This window comes from Billgrantia sp. C5P2, from assembly GCF_051062895.2.
This window is the reverse complement of the sequence record NZ_CM128542.1, coordinates 3106913-3125469: the sequence shown is the minus strand read 5'-3', so window position 1 is coordinate 3125469 and position 18557 is coordinate 3106913. Positions and strand designations below refer to the sequence as shown.

Here is an 18557-nt window from a genome sequence, read left to right as displayed (position 1 = left end):
GTCTTGGCCCATGCCCACATAACAATAGCGGAGGTCTACATGACCGCATCTCCCTTGATCCTGCATGCGCCCGTCGACGGCGTCGTGGTTCCCCTCGGCGAAGTGCCGGACCCGGTGTTTGCCGACGGTATCCTGGGCGAGGGCATCGCCCTCGATCCACTCGCCGAGTGTCTCTACGCCCCGTGCGACGGTGAAGTGGTTCAGTGCGCCCGGACCCGCCACGCGGTGACCCTCAAGACGGACGCGGGTGTCGAACTCTTGATTCACCTGGGGCTCGATACCGTGGAGCTGGATGGCGAGGGCATCGAACTGCTGGTTGCCGTGGGCGACCGGGTATCGAGCGGCGACCCGCTGTGCCGCTTCGACGCCGACCGTGTCGCGCGCCATGCCAGCTCCTTGATCACGCCGCTGATCGTGACGGCCACCAACGGCTGGCGAGTGTCGGCGATGGGCCGTGCCGGTGGTACTCGTGTCGCCCGCGGCGAACCCCTGCTCGAGTTGGTGGAAGAGACGAGAGACATGGCGGCATCGGCGGATCGTGATGCCGCACGTCCCTCCGCGACCCGTCGCATCACCTTGGCTCTGCGTGCAGGCCTGCATGCACGGCCGGCGGCAAGGCTGCGCGAGATTGCCCGGCGCCACGCCGTCAGCATGGCGGTGGTGCACGGCGAAGCCGCGGCCGAGGCCGACAGCATCAGCGCACTGCTCAACCTGGGGCTCGCCGAGGGAGACGAGCTGAGCCTCACGGCCAGCGGCGAGCGGGCCGAGGCTGCCCTGGAGGCGGCCGAGGCACTGCTGACCACGGTCGAGGCCGACGACCACGCGGCGCCGCGCCAGGCCTCGGCGACCACTGGACCTTTGGGTGAAGGAGAGCTGGCCGGCCTGGTGGCCAGTGGCGGGTTGGCCGTGGGTCCGCTGGTGGCGTATCGCCCGCCGCTGCCTCGGGTGCCGCGCGACGGCGAGGGCGAGGCGGTGGAGTGGCCTCGCTTGCAGCAGGCCCTGAATCAGGCGGGAGAGGCCCTGGCACAGGCCGAGGCTCTGGCCGCACAGCAAGGCCGGCACGGCGAGGCGGAGATATTCGGCGCCCACCGGGCCTGGCTCGAAGACCCTGCCCTGGGTGATGCCGCGCTTGCGTCGATACGCGACGGGCGCAGCGCCGGTCAGGCCTGGCACGAGGCGCTCGATGCCGAGGCCGGGAGGCTTGCCGAGAGTGGCAACTCGCTGCTGGCGGGCCGCATCGCCGACTTGCGCGACCTGCAGCAGCGCGTCATGGCGCTGCTGGCCGAGCCCGGGGCGCGCGAAGACGCGGCAGTGCCGGAGGGGGCCATCGTCGTGGCCGACGAGCTGACGCCCTCGCAGTTCGTGGCGCTGGCCGAACGTCGCCCCGCCGGCCTCTGCCTGGCGCGCAGCGGCACCACGGCGCACGTGGCGATTCTCGCTCGCGCACGGGGAATTCCCTGCCTGGTCTCGATGGGCGCCGAGCTGGAACGGGCACGCAGCGAGCGCGCGGTGCTCGATGGCGAGCGCGGTCGCCTCGAGGTGTCGCCATCTGAGGCTCGACTGGCCCAGGTGGAAGCCGCTATCAAGACGCAGGTGCATCAGGCGGAGGAGGAGCGTCGCGCTGCCCATCAGCCCGCTTTTACCCTCGACGGTCGCCGTGTCGAGGTGTGTGCCAACGTCGGCTCGTCGGCCGAGGCCGGGCTGGCGGCGCAGGCCGGTGCCGACGGCATTGGCCTGCTGCGCAGCGAATTTCTTTACCTCGAACGCGCCTCCGCTCCCGGCGAGGAGGACCAGCACCGCGAGTACCAGGCCAGCGTGCGTGCCCTGGGCGGCAAGCCGGTCATCGTGCGTACCCTCGATATCGGCGCCGACAAGCAGCTGCCGTACCTGCCGCTGCCCGCTGTCGCCAACCCGGCGCTGGGGGTGCGCGGCGTGCGCCTCTGGCAGCGCCTGCCGGAGCTGCTGGATACCCAGCTCAGGGCACTGCTGCGGGTCGAGCCGCTCGAATCGCTGCGCATCATGCTGCCGATGGTGAGCGAGGTTGCCGAACTGGTGGACGTGCGCCGGCGCCTCGACAGCGTGGCGCGGGCGCTCGGCCTGGCTACCCGGCCCCAGCTGGGTGTGATGGTGGAGGTGCCGAGTGCCGCCCTGTGCGCGGCCAGCCTGGCCGGGGAGGCCGATTTTCTCTCCATCGGCACCAACGACCTGACCCAATACACCCTGGCCATGGATCGCGAGGACCCGGACCTGGCGGCGCGGGCCGACGTGCTGCATCCCGCAGTGCTTCGCTTGATCAAGGCCACCGTGGAGGGGGCCGCCGGACGCTGCCCGGTCGGCGTCTGCGGCGCTGCCGCCGGCGATCCTTTGGCCTCGCTGGTGCTGGTGGCCCTGGGCGTCGACGAGCTCTCCGTCGAGCCCGCCCGGGTGCCCGCCGTCAAGGCAGCCATCAGGCGACTCGATGCCGGGCGCCTGGCGGCGGAAATGCCGGTGCTGCTGGGCCTGGCGGATGCCGCAGCCGTGCGTGAGCGCCTGTCGGCCTGGCAGGCGGCAGAACGAGACCCCACGACAACCACAATCGAGAGGTTACCGTCATGAAGACGACCGACCTGGGTTCCTGGACCATGGCCGGGCTGCAGAAGCTCGGACGCTCCCTCATGCTGCCCATCGCGGTGCTGCCCATCGCCGGCTTGCTGCTGCGCCTGGGTCAGCCGGACCTGCTGGACATTGCCTTCGTCGCCAGCGCCGGCGAAGCCATCTTCGCCAACCTGGCGCTGATCTTCGCCATCGGGCTGGCGATCGGCTTCGCCGACGACAGCAATGGCGCCGCGGGACTGGCCGGCGTGGTCGGCTACCTGGTGCTCGATGCCGTCCTGATGTCGCTCAATCCGGATATCGACATGGGGGTACTGTCCGGCATCATCATCGGCAGCGTGGCGGGGCTGCTCTATAACCGCTACAAGGCGATACGCCTGCCCGAATACCTGGCGTTCTTCGGTGGTCGGCGTTTCGTGCCCATCGCCACGGGACTGGTCGCCGTCCTGCTGGGGGTCGTCTTCGGCTTGATCTGGCCTCCCGTACAGCAGGGTATCGATACGCTCGGACAGTGGTTGATCGATGCCGGCGAGCTGGGCCTGTTCGTCTATGGCACGCTCAACCGGCTGCTGATCGTGACCGGGTTGCATCATGTGCTCAACAGCCTGGTGTGGTTCGTCTTCGGCAGCTTCGAGGCAGCCTCCGGCACGCTGGCCAGCGGCGATCTCAACCGCTTCTTTGCCGGCGACCCGACGGCCGGAAGCTTCATGACCGGTTTCTTCCCGGTGATGATGTTCGGCCTGCCGGCGGCGGCCCTGGCCATGTACCATGCCGCGCCCAAGGGGCGCCGCGCCCAGGTGGGCGGCCTGTTGCTGTCGCTGGCGCTGACGGCCTTCCTGACCGGCGTTACCGAGCCCATCGAGTTCACCTTCATGTTCCTGGCGCCACTGCTCTATCTCCTGCATGCGCTGCTGACGGGGATCTCGATGGCGCTGATGCACTGGCTCGACGTCAAGCTGGGCTTCACCTTCTCGGCAGGTGCCTTCGATTTCGCGCTCTCCTACGGCCTCTCCAATAACGGCTGGATGCTGCTGCCGGTAGGGTTGGCCTACTTCGCCATCTACTACGGCGTCTTCCGCTGGGCCATTGCCCGCTTCGGTCTGGTCACGCCGGGTCGTGAACCCGAGACGGCAACGCCCTCCGCCAGCGGCCCCTCCGCGGCCGGCGAGCGTGGTCCCGCGTTCGTCACCGCCCTGGGCGGGGCGGGAAACCTGAGCAGTGTCGGCGCCTGTACCACCCGTTTGCGCCTGGTGCTCGACGACCCCGAGGCCATCGACGAGGAGGCGCTCAAGCGCCTGGGCGCCCGCGGCGTGATGCGGCTTCGTGGCGGTGGCGTTCAGGTCATCCTGGGACCCATCGCCGATGGTGTGGCCGACGAGATCCGCGCGGCCGCATCCCGGTCGGGCGGTGAGGTGTCGGAGGCAGGCATGACCGAGGCTTCCTCGGAGCCGGCCGAGCCGACGGGCGCACGGCTGTCGGCCGAGCAGGCAGCGCGCTGGCTGGCCGCCTTGGGCGGGGAGGCCAACCTGCTCGGGTTCGAAGCTCAGGCACGGACCCGCCTGCGTGTCGAGCTCGCCGACGGCAATCGCCTCGACGAAGCGTTGCTCGAGCGACTCGGCTGCCGGGGCACCCAGGCCCTGGATGACAATGTCTGGCATCTGGTGGTTGGCACCCAGGCCGCCGCCGTGGCGAACGCGCTCGGGAGTCGTCGCTAGCTTTCGTCGGGTCGCGAACGATCCTGTGCAAACCGCCACAGGCTGCGTTAGCCTCTATCGGTTACTTGATGCAATGGACGCCCATGACACCGCACCTGATCGTTTCCGACCTCGACGGTACCCTGCTGGACGCCAATCACGATCTGCACCCCGAGACCATCGAGACCCTGCGCCTGCTGGCCGAACGGGGGCATCACCTGGCCTTCGCCTCGGGTCGCCACTTCCGCGACATGCTGGCCTTCCGCGAGCGGCTGGGTGTGCCGATCCACGTGATCAGCACCAACGGTGCCTACCTGCACGGCCCCGGCGACGAGCTGTTGGCGTCGCGTCATCTCGAGGCCGAACTGGCACGTGAACTGATCGCACTGGAGCGTCACGACAGCGTGCGCCTCAAGCTCTATCTCGAGGACGAGTGGCTGATCGATGCTCCGGCACCGCGGCTGCTCGCCTACCACGCCCATACCGGCTTCGGCTACCGCGTGGTCGAGCCGGCGAGCCTCGACGGGGAGGGCGTCGGCAAGGTGCTCTACATCGGCGAGCCGGAGCGGCTGGCGGGCCTCGAGGCCACGATCCGCGTCAGCCATGGAGAGCGTCTGCACGTCACCTATTCAACGGTCAACTCGCTGGAGATCATGGCCGGTGGCGTCAACAAGGGCACAGCGCTGGAGGCGCTGCTTGCCGCGCTCGGGATCGCCCGCGAGCACTGCCTGGCCTTCGGCGACAATCTCAACGACACCGAGATGCTCGCTCTTGCCGGCGAGGCGCACGTCATGGCCAACGCCCACCCCGAGCTGGCGGGTCGCGTGCCGGCTGCCCGGCGCATCGGCCACCATGCCGAGACCGCCGTGGCCAGGCACCTGCGGGAGTGGTTCTCCTTGTAGCGTGCTGCGACGTTGGTCTACAGCCTCTTGCCGCCTGGGCCTTGCTTGCCCATCATCGAACCCATAACGACAACGACTCACGGCGCCACCGCCCAGGTGACGCCCTTGACCATCGGACGACGATGACGATTACGCCCGCCACCCTGATCGTGGTCGACGACGACCCCGAGATTCGCGAACTGCTGGTCGATTACCTGGGGCGCCATGGCTATCGCGCCCTGGCCGCCGAGGATGCCGAGGCGCTGCATCGGCTGCTGGAAAGCGAAACCCCAGACCTGCTCATCGTCGACATCATGCTGCCGGGGGATGATGGCTTCACCATCTGTCGCGACATTCGCCGCTCAAGCGAGGTGCCGATCATCATGCTCACCGCGAGCGCCGACGAGACCGACCGCATCCTGGGGCTGGAGCTGGGCGCCGACGACTACCTGGGCAAGCCGTTCAATCCCCGCGAACTGCTGGCCCGCATCAAGGCAGTGCTGCGACGGGTGAAGGGCGGGGTGGGCTCGGCAGCCGCCGATCCTGCCCGTGCCCGGCTGGTGGCCTTCGGTGTCTGGCGCCTCGATCGAATGACCCGCGAACTGATCGATGAGCAGGGTGAACGTCATCCGCTCTCCGGTGCCGATTTTCAGCTACTGCAGGTCTTTCTCGAACACCCCGAGCGTGTGCTCACGCGCGAGGCCCTCTACGAATTGACTCGTGGGCGCCCGGCGCCGCCGCTGGATCGCTCCATCGACGTGCACGTGTGCCGACTGCGCCAGCGCCTGGGCGAAGACACGCATTACCATCAGTTGATCCGCACCGTGCGCGGGGCCGGCTACGTCTTCACCGCCCGGGTCGAAGCGCTGACGTGAGCGAGGGGATTTTCAAGCGTTGGCAACGCCGCCTGGTACGCTTCCTGCCGCATACGCTGCGTGGACGCTTCGTGCTCATCATGCTGGTTGGCGTGCTCACCGCCCAACTGGCCAGCTATGTCGTCTGGACGTCCCAGGTGCGCTCGAGCCAGCTCGAACAGCTCGACGAGCTGTCACGCAACGTCGCCTACAGCGTGGCCTCGACCATGCGCTTCTTCCGCTCGTTGCCCTACGAGTATCGCCATATCGTGCTCGACCAGCTGCGCAACATGGGCGGTACGCGTTTCTTCGTCAGCGTCAACGAGCGGCGCATACCGGTCGAGGACATCGGCTCGGGGTCGGAAAAGACGCTGGTGGTCGACAACTTCCGCAATATTCTCACGGCTGAGCTGAACATCGATGACGTGCTGGTGGAGTTCTCCCGCCCCGAGACCCTGCGCGTCTACAACAACGAGGTGCTGCTGCACGATCTGCCGCCTCGCTGGGGGCAGCACAGCCTGCTGATGGAGCCGCTCTCGCCGCCCATCCTGGTGGTGCAGATGGAGCTCGGTCCCGAGACCTGGCTCTACGTGGCGACGCTTTTGCCGGTGCCCGACCTGTTCAACGAGTACCGCTGGCTCTCCGGCGAGCGGTTGCTGGCGAGCTTGATGGTACTGCTCACGGTGATCGGCCTGTCGCTGCTCGGTATCCGCAGCGTGACCCGGCCGCTGGCGCGGCTGTCGCGGGCAGCGCGCCAGCTCGGCGACGATCTCGACGCGCCGCCGCTGCGCGAGAGCGGGCCACGCGAGGTGGCGGCCACTGCGGTGGCGTTCAACCGCATGCAGGAGCGCATTCGCGACCAGGTCGACGAGCGCGAGCGGCTCTTCTCGGCGATCTCTCACGACCTCAAGACACCCATCACGCGGATGCGCCTGCGCGCCGAGATGCTCGACGACCCGCTGCAGCGCGAGCGCTTCTGCGCTTCCCTCGACGAGCTCGATCTCTTGGTCAAGGGAGCCTTGGCCTCGGTCAAGGGATTCGACCTGCACGAAGCGGTGGAACCGGTCGACCCCCGGGCGGTGCTGGACGAGCTGGCCGGCGAACTGGCCCTGCAGGGTGGCGAGGTGACCATCATCGGGCACACCGAGCCGCTGCCGGTGAAGCCGCTGGCGTTCAAGCGCTGCCTGGCGAATCTGGTGGAAAACGCGGTGTTCTACGGCAAGCGTGCCGAGGTGACGCTGGACGATTCCCCCGAGCGGTTGTCGATCGTCATCCATGACCACGGGCCGGGCATTCCCGAGGCTCAGCTCGGGCGGGTCTTCTCCCCCTTCGTGCGCCTCGAGCCCTCGCGCAGCCGTAACACCGGAGGCAGCGGCCTGGGGCTGGGGATCGCCCGGCATATCGCCCGGGCCATGGGTGGCGATATCGGTCTCGCCAACCATCCCCAGGGAGGATTGGTCGCCACGCTGTCCATTCCCCGATGGCACGAAGGCAATACTTTGCAGCACTAGGAAACATGGCGTGGCCGTAGCGATCGGTTAGGTTAGGCGTTTCGACGCTTTCAAGGACTCGATCATGGACTTCTACGATATCGCCTCTCTCGAAGCTCATGTCCGCAAGACCATGGCGTTCTACCACCCACGTGCCATCGACCCCCACGGCGGGTTCTTCCACTACCTGCGGGACGATGGCGAGATCTACGATCGACACCATCGACATCTGGTTTCCAGTGCGCGTTACGTCTTTACCTACGCTCGCTACGCCGAACATTTCCAGCAACCCGAATATCTGGATGGGGCGCGACACGGCCTGGAGTTTCTAGAGCGCTGCCACTTCCAGCCTGACGTCCAGGGTTATGCCTGGACGCTCGTCGATGGACGGGTCGAGGACGATACCAACCACTGTTATGGCCTGGCCTTCGTGCTGCTGGCCTATGCGACGGCGCTCAAGGCCGGCATGGAAGAGGCGCGTCAGGGCCTGTATCGCGTGCACGAACTCCAGACGAGCCGTTTCTGGGAAACACAGTGGCAGCGCTATGCCGATGAGGCGGACCGGCACTGGCGGGTAGCGGACTATCGCGGCCAGAACGCCAACATGCACAGCTGCGAGGCGTTGATCGCCGCTTACGATGCCACCGGCGACCGAGCCTTCCTCGAGCGTGCGCTGCAGCTTGCCCGCGCGTTCTGCCTGAAGGCGGCGGGACAGAGCGCTGCCGGCGAAAGCAAACCCGAGCAGTGGGGCTGGGTCTGGGAGCACTACGACCGCCAATGGCAGCCCGACCTCGAGTTTCACCGCGACGATCCATGCCATTTGTTCCGGCCCTGGGGTTATCAGGTGGGCCATCAGACCGAATGGGCCAAGCTGCTGTTGCAGCTGGAGCGGCGTGCCCCCGAAGCGTGGCTGCTGCCCACGGCGAGCCAACTGTTCCTGAGCAGCGTGCAAGCCGGATGGCACCCCGAGCACGGTGGCCTGGTGTACGGCCTCGACCTGGAAGGCAACCTCTTCGATGGGGACAAGTACTTCTGGGTACAGGCCGAGTCCCTGGCCTGTGCAGCAATGCTCGGCCAGCGTACCGGGGCGCCTGAGTTCTGGCAGTGGTACGAGCGGCTGTGGGAATTCAGCTGGCAGCACATGATCGACCATCGCCACGGTGCCTGGTATCGCATCCTGACGCCCGACAACCGACGCTACTCCGATGAGAAGAGCCCGGCGGGAAAAGTCGATTACCACACCATGGGGGCGTGCTACGACGTCATCGAAACCCTGCGGAATGTTTCAGGCTCGTAATATTGGCGTAACACTATCCATTACTAGGTAACCCTGGCCTGGACCCGAATGGGCTAACGTTGTTGCTGTCCGTCTCTCGCGGTCAATCATACTTCTAACAATATCGGAGACACGCCTAATGCGCGCACAAATGCCGACTTCCCTGTTTCGCAAATCCCTTCTCGGCCTGACCATCGCCGCGACCGTGACCGCGGCGCATGCCCAGGCCGCCGAGGTGGAGGTGCTGCACTGGTGGACCTCCGGTGGCGAGGCCCGGGCCGCCAATGTGCTCAAGGAGTTGATGGAAGCCGAAGGCTACGGCTGGGAGGATTTCGCCGTGGCCGGTGGCGGTGGCGAGACCGCCATGACCGTGCTCAAGTCCCGCGCCATGTCCGGTAACCCGCCTTCGGCGGCCCAGATCAAGGGGCCCGAGATCCAGGAGTGGGGTGAACTCGGCCTGCTCGGCAGTCTCGAAGAGGTTGCCATGTCGGAGGGCTGGGACGATTTGTTGCCCGCGGTGGTGTCCGACGTGATGAAGCATGACGGCGAATACGTGGCGGTACCGGTCAACGTGCACCGGGTCAACTGGCTGTGGGCCAACCCGGAGGTGCTCGATGCCGCCGGCGTCGAGATGCCGACCACGCTGGACGAGCTGTTCGCCGCCGGCGAGGCGATTCGCGAGGCGGGCTACATCCCCCTGGCCCACGGTGGCCAAGCCTGGCAGGACGCCACCGTATTCGAGAGTGTGCTGCTGGCTACCGGGGGCAACGAATTCTACCGGCAGGCTCTGGTCGATCTCGACGAAGAGGCGCTGGGCAGCGAGCAGATGATCGAGGCGCTGGAGACCTTCAAGCGTCTGCGCGAACTGATGGACGATGACATGTCGGGCCGCGACTGGAACATTGCCACCTCCATGGTCATCAATGGCGATGCCGGCATGCAGTTGATGGGCGACTGGGCCAAGGGTGAGTTCACCGCCGCCGGCCTCACCGCCGGGGAGGACTATCTCTGCGCTGCTGCCCCGGGCACCCAGGATGCCTTCACCTTCAACATCGACAGCCTGGCCATGTTCCGCGTCGAAGGCGAGGAACAGGAGGCCCAGCATGCCTTGGCACGCCTGGTACTGGAACCGACGTTCCAGGAGGCTTTCAACCTGGCCAAGGGCTCGATTCCCGCTCGTCCCGATCTCGACATGAGCGAGTTCGACCAGTGTGCCCAACAGTCCCTCGAGGACTTCCAGCGCACCGCGGATGAGGGCGGCCTGGTACCCAGCATGGCGCATGGCATGGCCGTGCGCGCAGACGTGCAGGGTGCCATCTTCGATGTGGTGACCAACTACTTCAACTCACGTGACATGGCCGCCGATGAGGCTGCCCGGCGGATGGTGAATGCCGCCCAGGCTGCGTTGTAACCCGCAGTCGGAAGGCGGGGCGGGCCTGCCCGTGCAGGCCCGCTCCCAGTAGCATGCCGTTCACGCCCGAGGTTTCCCGCTATGTCCCTCTCAAGTTCCGTGGTGCAACCGGCCGCAGGTCCCGGTTCACGGCGCAGCCGTCCCGGCCTGCTCCAGACCTGGCTGCCCAAGCTGGTATTGGCGCCGTCCATCGCCATCTCGCTGTTCTTCGTCTACGGCTTCATGCTGTGGACCTTCATTCTGTCGCTGACCAACTCGCGCATGCTGCCCAGCTACGAGTTCGTCGGCTTTGCCCAGTATGCGCGGCTGATGGCCAACGACCGTTGGTGGGTGGCTTCCACCAACCTGGTGGTGTTCGGTGGCCTGTTCGTCGTCATCTGCCTGGCGCTGGGGCTGCTACTCGCCATCCTGCTCGACCAGCGTATCCGCCAGGAGGGCGCGCTGCGCACCGTCTATCTCTACCCCATGGCGCTCTCGTTCATCGTCACCGGCGTGGTGTGGAAATGGCTGCTCAACCCCGGCCTCGGCATCCAGGCGATGGTGCGCAACTGGGGCTTCGAGGATTTCCGCTTCGACTGGCTGGTGGACCCCGACATGGCCGTCTACACCCTGGTAATCGCCGCGGTGTGGCAGGCTTCCGGCTTCGTCATGGCGCTGTTCCTGGCCGGGCTGCGCGGCATTGACGACAGCATCCTCAAGGCGGCCCAGCTCGACGGTGCCAGCCTGCCGCGCATCTACTGGCGAGTGGTGATTCCCTGCCTGCGCCCGGTGGTGTTCAGTGCGGTGATGATCCTCTCGCACATCGCCATCAAGAGCTTCGACCTGGTGGTGGCGCTCACCGGTGGCGGGCCCGGCTATGCTTCCGATCTCCCCGCGACCTTCATGTACGCACACGCCTTCACCCGGGCGCAGATCGGCCTGGGCTCGGCCAGCGCCATGCTGATGCTGGGCGGTGTACTGGCGATCCTGATTCCCTATCTCTATTCCGAGCTGAGGAGCCGTCGCCATGGATAATGTGATCCGTCGCCGCACGCCCGGTGCTCGTATTGCCCGCTTCTCGCTCTATGCCGTGCTGATTGTGGCGGCCCTGTTCTACCTGATGCCGCTCGCGGTAATGCTGATCACCTCGGTGAAACCGCTGGCCGAGATCACTCCCGGCACGCTGCTCTCGCTGCCGCAGGACCCCACGCTGGCGCCCTGGGCCAAGGCATGGGGCGAAGCCTGTACCGGTATGCGCTGCGAAGGTGTCGGCGTCTACTTCTTCAACTCCATCGCCATCGTGGTGCCCGCCGTGCTGATCTCCACCACCATTGGCGCGCTCAACGGCTATGCACTGACCAAGTGGCGCTTCAGGGGCTCGGAGCTCGTCTTCGCGCTGATGCTGTTCGGCTGTTTCATTCCCTTTCAGGTGGTGCTGCTGCCGATGGCGCAGACGCTGGGCTGGCTGGGGCTGTCGAGTTCGCGGGCGGGCTTGATCCTGGTCCACGTGATCTTCGGCATCGCTTTTACCACGCTGTTCTTCCGCAACTTCTACGTGGCGGTGCCCACCGAGCTGATATCGGCGGCCAAGCTCGACGGTGCCGGCTTCTTCCGCATCTTCTGGCGCATCCTGCTGCCGGTGTCGGCACCGATCATCGTGGTCTCGGTGATCTGGCAGTTCACCCAGATCTGGAACGACTTCCTGTTCGGCGTGGCCTTCTCGGCCCACAACACCCAGCCGGTCACGGTGGCGCTCAACAACCTGGTCAATACGTCTACCGGTGCACGGGAATACAACGTCGACATGGCGGCGGCCATGATCGCCGCGCTGCCCACGCTGATCGTTTACGTACTGGCCGGCAAGTATTTCGTCCGTGGGCTCACGGCAGGCTCGGTCAAGGGCTGAGCTAAATAACAATCACGAGGTTTTCGACATGGCAGCACTTGAAATCAACAATGTCTGCAAGGACTTCGGCAGCGAGCAGGTGCTCAAGGACGTGAGCCTGGCAATCGACTCGGGTGAGTTCCTGATCCTGGTGGGGCCTTCGGGTTGCGGCAAGTCGACGCTGATGAACGCCATTGCCGGGCTCGAGCCGGTCACCTCCGGCGAGATCCGCATCGCCGGCGAGGACGTCACCTGGCAGACCCCGGCGGAGCGCGATATCGCCATGGTGTTCCAGTCCTATGCGCTCTATCCGAGCATGACGGTGCGCGAGAACATCAGCTTCGGCCTGGAGATGCGCAAGGTGCCCAAGGTCGAGCGCGAGGCCGCCGTCGAACGGGTCGCCGACCTGCTGCAGATTTCCCATCTGCTCGAGCGCAAGCCGTCGCAGCTCTCCGGCGGCCAGCGCCAGCGGGTTGCCATGGGCAGGGCGCTGGCGCGTGAACCCAAGGTCTACCTGTTCGACGAGCCGCTTTCCAACCTCGACGCCAAGCTGCGCGTCGACATGCGTACCGAGATCAAGAAGCTGCATCAGCGCCTGGGCACCACTATCGTCTATGTCACCCACGACCAGATCGAAGCCATGACGCTGGCCGACTGCATCGCGGTGATGCGCGACGGCCGCATTCTCCAGCTTGGCTCGCCCGACGAGGTCTACAACAACCCCGTGGACATCTTCGTGGCCGGTTTCATGGGCTCGCCGTCGATGAACTTCATCGCCGCCACACTGGAGGAGGAGGGCGGCGAGTACCACGTGTGTGTCGACACGCCGGACGAACCGTCCCTGCGGTTGCCCTGGCCACGTGAAAGAGCCACCGCGGCCATGGCCGAGCGAGTGGGGAAACCGGTGATCCTGGGGCTGCGGCCCGAGCATTTCGCCGAGGACGACGCGCGACTGAGCGGCTACGACGAGGGCGTATTGCTCACGCCGCAGATCACCGTGGTCGAGCCCACCGGGGCCGATATCCTGCTGCAACTGAAGCTCGGCGAGGGCGAGGCCACGGCCCGGGTCGGGCCCAAGTGCCGGGTGGCGGCAGGCGAACGCCTGGCGCTGCGCATCGACATGGCCCGTGCAGTGCTGTTCGACAGCGCGACGGAGAAGCGTCTGGCCTGAACCCACGGATAGGCCGCCTGCCGAGGGTTGGCGGCCTATCGGGTCTTTCCTTCAGCGTACGGTGATTACCGTGCACTCGGCCACGTGGCTGACCTTGTGCGACACGCTGCCCACCACCAGCCCACGCAGGTCGCTCAGGCCGCGGCTACCCATGACGATGGCCTCGACGCCACGACGCTTGGCTTCGCTGACGATGGTGCGAGCGGGGTCGCCCTGGCCGATGATCGTCTCGACCCGGGTCACCCCCTTGGCGCGGGCCGCTTTCTCTGCCCTGTCGACGATCTGCTTGCCGATGTCCTGGCGCATCCGAGGCTCCTGGCGCTCCTGGCGGGACGCCTCGATGGCAATGGCGCCGATACCCCATACCAATGTCGTCTCGTGAGTGAATTCCTCGGGGATGTGCAGGATATGCAGGGTGGCATTGTCCTGACTGGCCAGTTGACAGGCGACCTCGAGGGCTTTCTTGGCTCCTTCGGAACCGTCGACGGGTACCAGGATGGAGGTATACATGGCGCTTTCCTTGTTTCGCGGTTGGGCGATCGGTTCCCACGAGCCTAGACCCTTGTACCCGAGGCGTCATGACCCGGATCAAGATCTCGGCGGATCGCCGCCCGGTCGCCGGGTTTCCTCCAGTCGTCGCAGTTGCTGCCAGAGTTCGCTGCGCAGGTCGGCCATGCGCGGCGCCTCGCCCTCAGCGAATACCAGCGGACGGGTAAGCCGCAGGGTGCGCAGGCCGAGACGGGCACTCAGCAGGCCCACGCCCATACCCTGGCCGGCGCGTGCCGAGAGGCGACCGGCCAGGTTCAGCGAAAGCAGTTCCATCCCCGCATCGCTGGCCATCTCGGTGGCGCCGGCAAAGGCCATGTTGTAGAGCACGTTACGCAGCAGCCGCAGGCGGCTGGCATAGCCCAGTTCGAGCCCGTAGAGGCGGCAGATGCGGTCGATCATCGTCAGGCTGCGCCACGCCACCAGGAACATGTCGACCAGCGTCAGCGGGCTGACGGCCACCATGACGGCCGTCTCACCGGCCATGCGCGAAATCAGGCGGCGAGCCTGGCGGTCGCGCGGGGCCAGCAGGTGGTGGGCCAGCAACTGCTGGACCTCCGCGCCGGCGTGGTGCGGTTCACGGGCGTCGAGGAAGGCTTGCCAGTGGGGATGATCGTCGTCGAGCCCCAACTGCTGCTTGAGTACCCTGGCCAGATGGAACGCCTGCTCGGCATCGGCCTCGGGCAGCCCGGCCAGTCGGCTACGCAGGGCATCGTGGCGCTTCAGGCGGCGCAGTCGCCAGGCCTCGCGCAGTAGTGCCCCGGCACCCAGGGCAATGGCACCAAGCCCCAGCAGGTACCAGCCGCCGCTGAGCCAGTCACCGCCGAGCAGCGCATCGGGCAGGTTCATGGCCAGTTCGGCCGTGCCCAGCGCGATGCCGCCACCGAGCAGCGCGAGAAGCCCCCAGCGGCGCTTGCGCGGGCGGCCGAGGCTCACGTCAAGGTCGCGTTCGGCGCTGCTGACAGGGGCCTCTTCCACCGGCTGCGTCGGCAGTTGGCTGTCGAAATCCAGGCGTGGCCGGGGCGACGCCTGGCCCGGCTCGACCGGTTCGTCGAGGGTGAAGCGGCGGGCTGGCCGCGGGTCATCGCCCCGCGGCTCGTGATGGCGGTCGCTCATTTCAGCTTGTCTCCGATCAGCCAGTCCAGTGCGGCGTCGAGCCGGATGTGGGGCAGGGCGCCGCCCTCTCGCGGGGCGGGGCGAAAGGCGCGAAAGTCGAACCCTTGGCGGGCCCAGAACTCGGCTTCGGGCAGCCTCGCCGGTACCTCGCCGGGGAAGACCAGCACTTCTTCGCCCTCGAGCGTGGTGCCGCGCAGGGCCGGGGTGCGCTCACCCTTGCGATCCACCAAGTGGGCCTCGGTGGCGCGTATGGCCGCCAGCGACAGCGCCTTCACCGGCACGTTGGCGTAGCGCAGGTCCTGCAGCGGCTCGGCGAGGAGCGCCTCGAGCAGGGCGCTCAGGTTGGTGTGCTGTTCAGGCGTGACGTGGTCGGCCTTGGTCGCGGCAATCGTCAGCCGGTCGATACGCGGTGCGAACAGCCGTGAAAGCAGGCTGCGCTTGCCGTAGTCGAAGCTCTGCATCAGCGTTGCCAGCGCCTGGGAGAGGTCTTCGAAGCGCTCCGGGCCGGCGTTGAGGGCGCCGAGCACGTCGACCAGCACGATCTGGCGGTCGAAACGGCGGAAGTGATCGCGGTAGAAGGGCCGCACGATGTGCTGCTGGTAGTGACGAAAGCGTGCGGCGAGAGTGGCGTAGACGCTCTCCGACGGCAGCTTGGCCAGCGCCGCGTCGTCGGCATCGGCAAGGGCCGGCAGTGGGAAGAACTGCAGCACAGGGGCACCCTCCAGGTCGCCCGGTAGCAGGAAGCGGCCCGGCTGCAGGTTGGCGAAGCCCGCCTCGCGAGCGGCCTGCAGGCTCCGCGCATAGAGCGCGGCGATCTCGGCAAGCTCGGCCTCGTTGGCCTCGGCAGCGGGGTCGAGCCTGGCCGCTGCATGCTCCCATTCGGCGAGCAGGGCGCGGCGCTGCTCACCGGCGCCGGCCAGCATGGCACGGCTCCAGCCCGGGTAGTCGTGGCCCAGCAGCGGCAGGTCGAGCAGCCACTCCCCGGGGTAGTCGAACAGGTCGAGGCTGAGCTCGGCGGTCTCGCTGCGCAGCAACCCACGCCGCGCCGGGCGATAGCGAATCGACAGGCGCAGCTCGCTGATGCCGCGGGTCGGTTCGGGCCAGCGCGGCGGCTCGTCGTCGAGCGCCGCCATGGCCTGGTCATAGGGGAAACGCGGCACTCCGAGGTCGGGCTGGCTGACCCGGCGGGCGCCCAGCAGGCGCCCTTCGCGGGCCGCCGGCATCAGGTCCAGCCGCGCTTCGAGCCCGGCGTGGCGCAACTGGTTGACCAGCGAAGTGAGAAAGGCGGTCTTGCCCGAGCGCGAGAGCCCGGTGACCGCCAGGCGCAGCTGGCGGTCGCGACCGCGTTCGATCAGGTTGGTCAGCTCCCGAGTGAGCGACTGGCGCATTGGCGTGGAATCCCTTCACAGCAGTGTCAGCCGCTAATGTGAGGGTCTTGGCGGCGTCTGGCAAGGCGCTGCCAGGCCAGCAGCGCGATCGGTACCAATGCCAGCGGCACCAGCATGGCATTGAGCAGCGTCCAGCCGAGCAGATTGACCAGCGGCCCCGCCAGCAGTGCGGTGACGGCCACGGTGGAGAAGACCAGGAATTCGTTGGCGGCCTGGGTGCGGGCCTTCTCCTCCGGCCGATACGCCTCGGTGAGCAGACCTGTTGCGGGCAGGAAGGTGAAGTTCCAGCCCAGCCCGAGCAGGATCAGGGCGAAGTGAAACCCCGCCACGCCGGCCTCGACCTGGGCGGCCAGGCCGCTCGCCGCCAGCAGTAAGCAGCCCGCCGCGATCATGCGGGGGGCGCCGAAGCGTGCCGTCAGGTGGCCGGTGGCGAACGAGGGCAGGAACATCGCCAGCACGTGCCACTGGATCGTGGTGGCGACATGATCGAAGTGGTGGCCGGCGCCGGCCATGGCCAGCGGAGTGGCGGTCATCGCCAGGTTCATCACGCCGTAGCCGATCAGCGCTGAGAGTACCGCCACCAGGAACACCGGCTGGCGCACGATCTCGCCGAGCGGCCGTGGCTGGCCGCCGCCGTGGGTTCTCGCGGGGGGCGGGAGGTGCGTAGCCAGCAGCACCAGCAGGGCCACCAGATAGAGCGCACCCAGACCGAGGAAGCTGCCGAGGAAGGGGGTGGTGGCCGCTTCGCGGCTGATACGGGCCAGCCACGGGCCGAAGAAGGCGGCCAGTACGCCGCCACCCATGACCAGGCCGATGGCCCGATCGCGCAGCGCCATCGGAGCGGCTTCCACCGCGGCGAATCGGTAGAGCTGACCGAAGCCGATACCGATGCCGATCAGCCAAGTACCCAGCATGAAGAGGAAGAAGGCCTCGGCCACCAGGGCCTGGGCAGCGACGGCCACGCCGACGAGCCCCAGCAGGTTGCCTAGCATGAAGCCGCGCTTGCGCCCCAGCCGCGCCATGATCAGCGAGGCGGGAATGGTCGCGCACATCAACCCCAGCCACTGGGTGGCGACCGGTGCCGTGGACCAGGCCGGATCGGGGGCGAGGCGGGCACCGATCAGCGGCGAGACTGCAATCAGCAGGATATTGCCGCTCACCAGCAGTGCCTGGCACAGCGACAGCAGCATTACATTGAAGGGCATGGCGGCCTCCTGGGCATGCTTGCAATGTTCAAGGGGAAGGGGACGAAACTCGGCCACCTGAGCCGAAGCGCTGGTAATACACGGTAGGCGAAATGCCGTAATGGCGCTGGAACAGCCGTCTCAGTTGCTCCGCGCCGCCCAGTTGCCAGTCTCTGGCCAGGCGTTCCAGCGGCGGCGGTCGCTCGCTGGCCAGCAGCGCCAGGCGTGCTTGCTCCAGGCGCAGACGGGTCAGGTAGGTGCCGGGCGTGGTATCAAGCTGCTGGCGGAACAGGCGTGAAAGGTGACGCGGCGTGACCCCGATCGAGTCGGCCAGCGTTTCCAGGCGGTGCGGCGCGGCGGGGTCGGCGTGGATCCGGTCGAGCAGAAGCCGCAGGGCGCCGTTGGCACGGTGCTGGCTGGCCAGCACTTCGCTGAACTGCGACTGCCCACCGGGACGCCGCAGGAACAACACGAGTTCGCGGGCGACCTGGCCGGCCAGATCGCTGCCGTGGTCCGCTTCGAGCAGCGACAGGGCCAGGTCGATACCGGCGGTGACCCCGGCACTGGTGAAGCGTCCGGTCGACTCGACGTAGAGTGCATCGGGGATCACCTGGATCGCGGGATAATCGCAGGCCAGTCGGGCGCAGTGCCGCCAATGGGTGGTGGCCTGACGCCCATCGAGCAAGCCGGCCGCGGCGAGCAGGAAGGCGCCGGTGCAGATCGACCCCAGCCGGCTAACCTGGCGGGACCGTTCGCACAGGCCGTCGAGCAGCTCGGGCCTTTGGCACTGCTCGGTCACGCCGCGACCGCCGGCGATGAGCAGCGTATCCACGGGGCCGAGCGTGGCGAGGTCACGCCAGGCGATGTCGGCTTGCAATGCCAGACCACCGTTGGTTGCCACGCTACCCGGCGTATCGGCAGCCAGATGCAGGCGGTAGAGTTCACATCCGCTCAGGTCATTGGCCGAGGCGAAGACCTGCCACGGGCCGCTGACGTCCAGCAACTGGCAGCCGGAGTAGGCAAGAAGGGCGACGGTGCGCGACATGGCGGTTCCCTGCGAAGCGATGCCAGCTCAGTCTCCGCCGATCGG

At 67.2% G+C, this 18557-nt stretch carries 15 protein-coding genes; 10 read left to right on the top strand and 5 right to left on the bottom strand.

All coding sequences use genetic code 11. The annotated features are described in order from the left end of the window. Positions 1–39 precede the first annotated feature (39 nt). From ptsP to ACRWQA_RS14350, 10 genes are all read left to right on the top strand, one after another. The gene (gene ptsP / locus ACRWQA_RS14395; RefSeq protein ID WP_434231431.1) at positions 40–2595 is read left to right on the top strand and encodes a phosphoenolpyruvate--protein phosphotransferase; all 2556 of its coding nucleotides are present in this window, start codon (positions 40–42) and stop codon (positions 2593–2595) included. After that, positions 2592–4307: an N-acetylglucosamine-specific PTS transporter subunit IIBC gene (nagE, locus tag ACRWQA_RS14390; protein ID WP_434231434.1), complete on the top strand. Its 1716-nt coding sequence runs from the start codon at positions 2592–2594 to the stop codon at positions 4305–4307. Before ptsP ends, nagE begins: the two co-directional genes overlap by 4 nt. 83 nt (positions 4308–4390) lie before the next feature. Further along, positions 4391–5188, top strand: a complete 798-nt coding sequence (locus ACRWQA_RS14385) for a Cof-type HAD-IIB family hydrolase (protein ID WP_434231436.1) — start codon at positions 4391–4393, stop codon at positions 5186–5188. A 122-nt stretch (positions 5189–5310) separates the two neighbouring features. Further along, the gene (locus tag ACRWQA_RS14380; protein WP_263583239.1) at positions 5311–6042 is read left to right on the top strand and encodes a response regulator; all 732 of its coding nucleotides are present in this window, start codon (positions 5311–5313) and stop codon (positions 6040–6042) included. Continuing rightward, a complete protein-coding gene (locus tag ACRWQA_RS14375; RefSeq protein WP_434231439.1) occupies positions 6039–7532 on the top strand; it encodes an ATP-binding protein in 1494 nt (497 codons plus the stop codon). The genes ACRWQA_RS14380 and ACRWQA_RS14375 overlap by 4 nt, the downstream gene beginning before the upstream one ends. A 64-nt stretch (positions 7533–7596) precedes the next feature. After that, the gene (locus ACRWQA_RS14370; RefSeq protein WP_434231442.1) at positions 7597–8808 is read left to right on the top strand and encodes an AGE family epimerase/isomerase; all 1212 of its coding nucleotides are present in this window, start codon (positions 7597–7599) and stop codon (positions 8806–8808) included. A 118-nt stretch (positions 8809–8926) separates the two neighbouring features. Then, a complete protein-coding gene (locus ACRWQA_RS14365; RefSeq protein ID WP_446326188.1) occupies positions 8927–10198 on the top strand; it encodes an ABC transporter substrate-binding protein in 1272 nt (423 codons plus the stop codon). Positions 10199–10279: 81 nt separating this feature from the next. Beyond that, positions 10280–11212, top strand: coding sequence for a carbohydrate ABC transporter permease (locus ACRWQA_RS14360; RefSeq protein WP_263583243.1), 933 nt, complete (start codon positions 10280–10282; stop codon positions 11210–11212). Next, the gene (locus ACRWQA_RS14355) at positions 11205–12083 is read left to right on the top strand and encodes a carbohydrate ABC transporter permease (RefSeq protein ID WP_263583244.1); all 879 of its coding nucleotides are present in this window, start codon (positions 11205–11207) and stop codon (positions 12081–12083) included. The genes ACRWQA_RS14360 and ACRWQA_RS14355 overlap by 8 nt, the downstream gene beginning before the upstream one ends. Positions 12084–12111: 28 nt before the next feature. After that, a complete protein-coding gene (locus ACRWQA_RS14350) occupies positions 12112–13233 on the top strand; it encodes an ABC transporter ATP-binding protein (RefSeq protein ID WP_263583245.1) in 1122 nt (373 codons plus the stop codon). 51 nt (positions 13234–13284) lie between these two features. On the opposite strand, the gene ACRWQA_RS14345 is transcribed toward ACRWQA_RS14350, so the two are convergent. The 5 genes from ACRWQA_RS14345 to ACRWQA_RS14325 form a co-directional block, all read right to left on the bottom strand. After that, positions 13285–13743: a universal stress protein gene (locus ACRWQA_RS14345; RefSeq protein ID WP_263583246.1), complete on the bottom strand. Its 459-nt coding sequence runs from the start codon at positions 13741–13743 to the stop codon at positions 13285–13287. Between the two features lie 78 nt (positions 13744–13821). Continuing rightward, positions 13822–14895 (bottom strand): YcjF family protein, encoded by a 1074-nt coding sequence (locus ACRWQA_RS14340; RefSeq protein ID WP_434229457.1) that lies wholly within the window; start codon positions 14893–14895, stop codon positions 13822–13824. Beyond that, positions 14892–16283 (bottom strand): YcjX family GTP-binding protein, encoded by a 1392-nt coding sequence (locus ACRWQA_RS14335; protein ID WP_434229458.1) that lies wholly within the window; start codon positions 16281–16283, stop codon positions 14892–14894. Before ACRWQA_RS14335 ends, ACRWQA_RS14340 begins: the two co-directional genes overlap by 4 nt. Positions 16284–16309: 26 nt before the next feature. Next, positions 16310–17488: an MFS transporter gene (locus ACRWQA_RS14330; RefSeq protein ID WP_434229460.1), complete on the bottom strand. Its 1179-nt coding sequence runs from the start codon at positions 17486–17488 to the stop codon at positions 16310–16312. Positions 17489–17516: 28 nt separating this feature from the next. After that, a complete protein-coding gene (locus ACRWQA_RS14325; RefSeq protein ID WP_434229462.1) occupies positions 17517–18512 on the bottom strand; it encodes a GlxA family transcriptional regulator in 996 nt (331 codons plus the stop codon). Between the last annotated feature and the right edge of the window lie 45 nt (positions 18513–18557).

Bases quoted from the DNA above. Each gene is read 5' to 3' on its own strand.
- ACRWQA_RS14335 (WP_434229458.1), bottom strand. From the start codon at position 16,283: ATGCGCCAGTCGCTCACTCGGGAGCTGACCAACCTGATCGAACGCGGT.
- ACRWQA_RS14370 (WP_434231442.1), top strand. From the start codon at position 7,597: ATGGACTTCTACGATATCGCCTCTCTCGAAGCTCATGTCCGCAAGACC.
- ACRWQA_RS14360 (WP_263583243.1), top strand. From the start codon at position 10,280: ATGTCCCTCTCAAGTTCCGTGGTGCAACCGGCCGCAGGTCCCGGTTCA.
- ACRWQA_RS14345 (WP_263583246.1), bottom strand. From the start codon at position 13,743: ATGTATACCTCCATCCTGGTACCCGTCGACGGTTCCGAAGGAGCCAAG.
- ptsP (WP_434231431.1), top strand. From the start codon at position 40: ATGACCGCATCTCCCTTGATCCTGCATGCGCCCGTCGACGGCGTCGTG.
- ACRWQA_RS14325 (WP_434229462.1), bottom strand. From the start codon at position 18,512: ATGTCGCGCACCGTCGCCCTTCTTGCCTACTCCGGCTGCCAGTTGCTG.
- ACRWQA_RS14350 (WP_263583245.1), top strand. From the start codon at position 12,112: ATGGCAGCACTTGAAATCAACAATGTCTGCAAGGACTTCGGCAGCGAG.
- ACRWQA_RS14330 (WP_434229460.1), bottom strand. From the start codon at position 17,488: ATGCCCTTCAATGTAATGCTGCTGTCGCTGTGCCAGGCACTGCTGGTG.
- ACRWQA_RS14380 (WP_263583239.1), top strand. From the start codon at position 5,311: ATGACGATTACGCCCGCCACCCTGATCGTGGTCGACGACGACCCCGAG.
- ACRWQA_RS14340 (WP_434229457.1), bottom strand. From the start codon at position 14,895: ATGAGCGACCGCCATCACGAGCCGCGGGGCGATGACCCGCGGCCAGCC.
- ACRWQA_RS14365 (WP_446326188.1), top strand. From the start codon at position 8,927: ATGCGCGCACAAATGCCGACTTCCCTGTTTCGCAAATCCCTTCTCGGC.
- nagE (WP_434231434.1), top strand. From the start codon at position 2,592: ATGAAGACGACCGACCTGGGTTCCTGGACCATGGCCGGGCTGCAGAAG.
- ACRWQA_RS14355 (WP_263583244.1), top strand. From the start codon at position 11,205: ATGGATAATGTGATCCGTCGCCGCACGCCCGGTGCTCGTATTGCCCGC.
- ACRWQA_RS14385 (WP_434231436.1), top strand. From the start codon at position 4,391: ATGACACCGCACCTGATCGTTTCCGACCTCGACGGTACCCTGCTGGAC.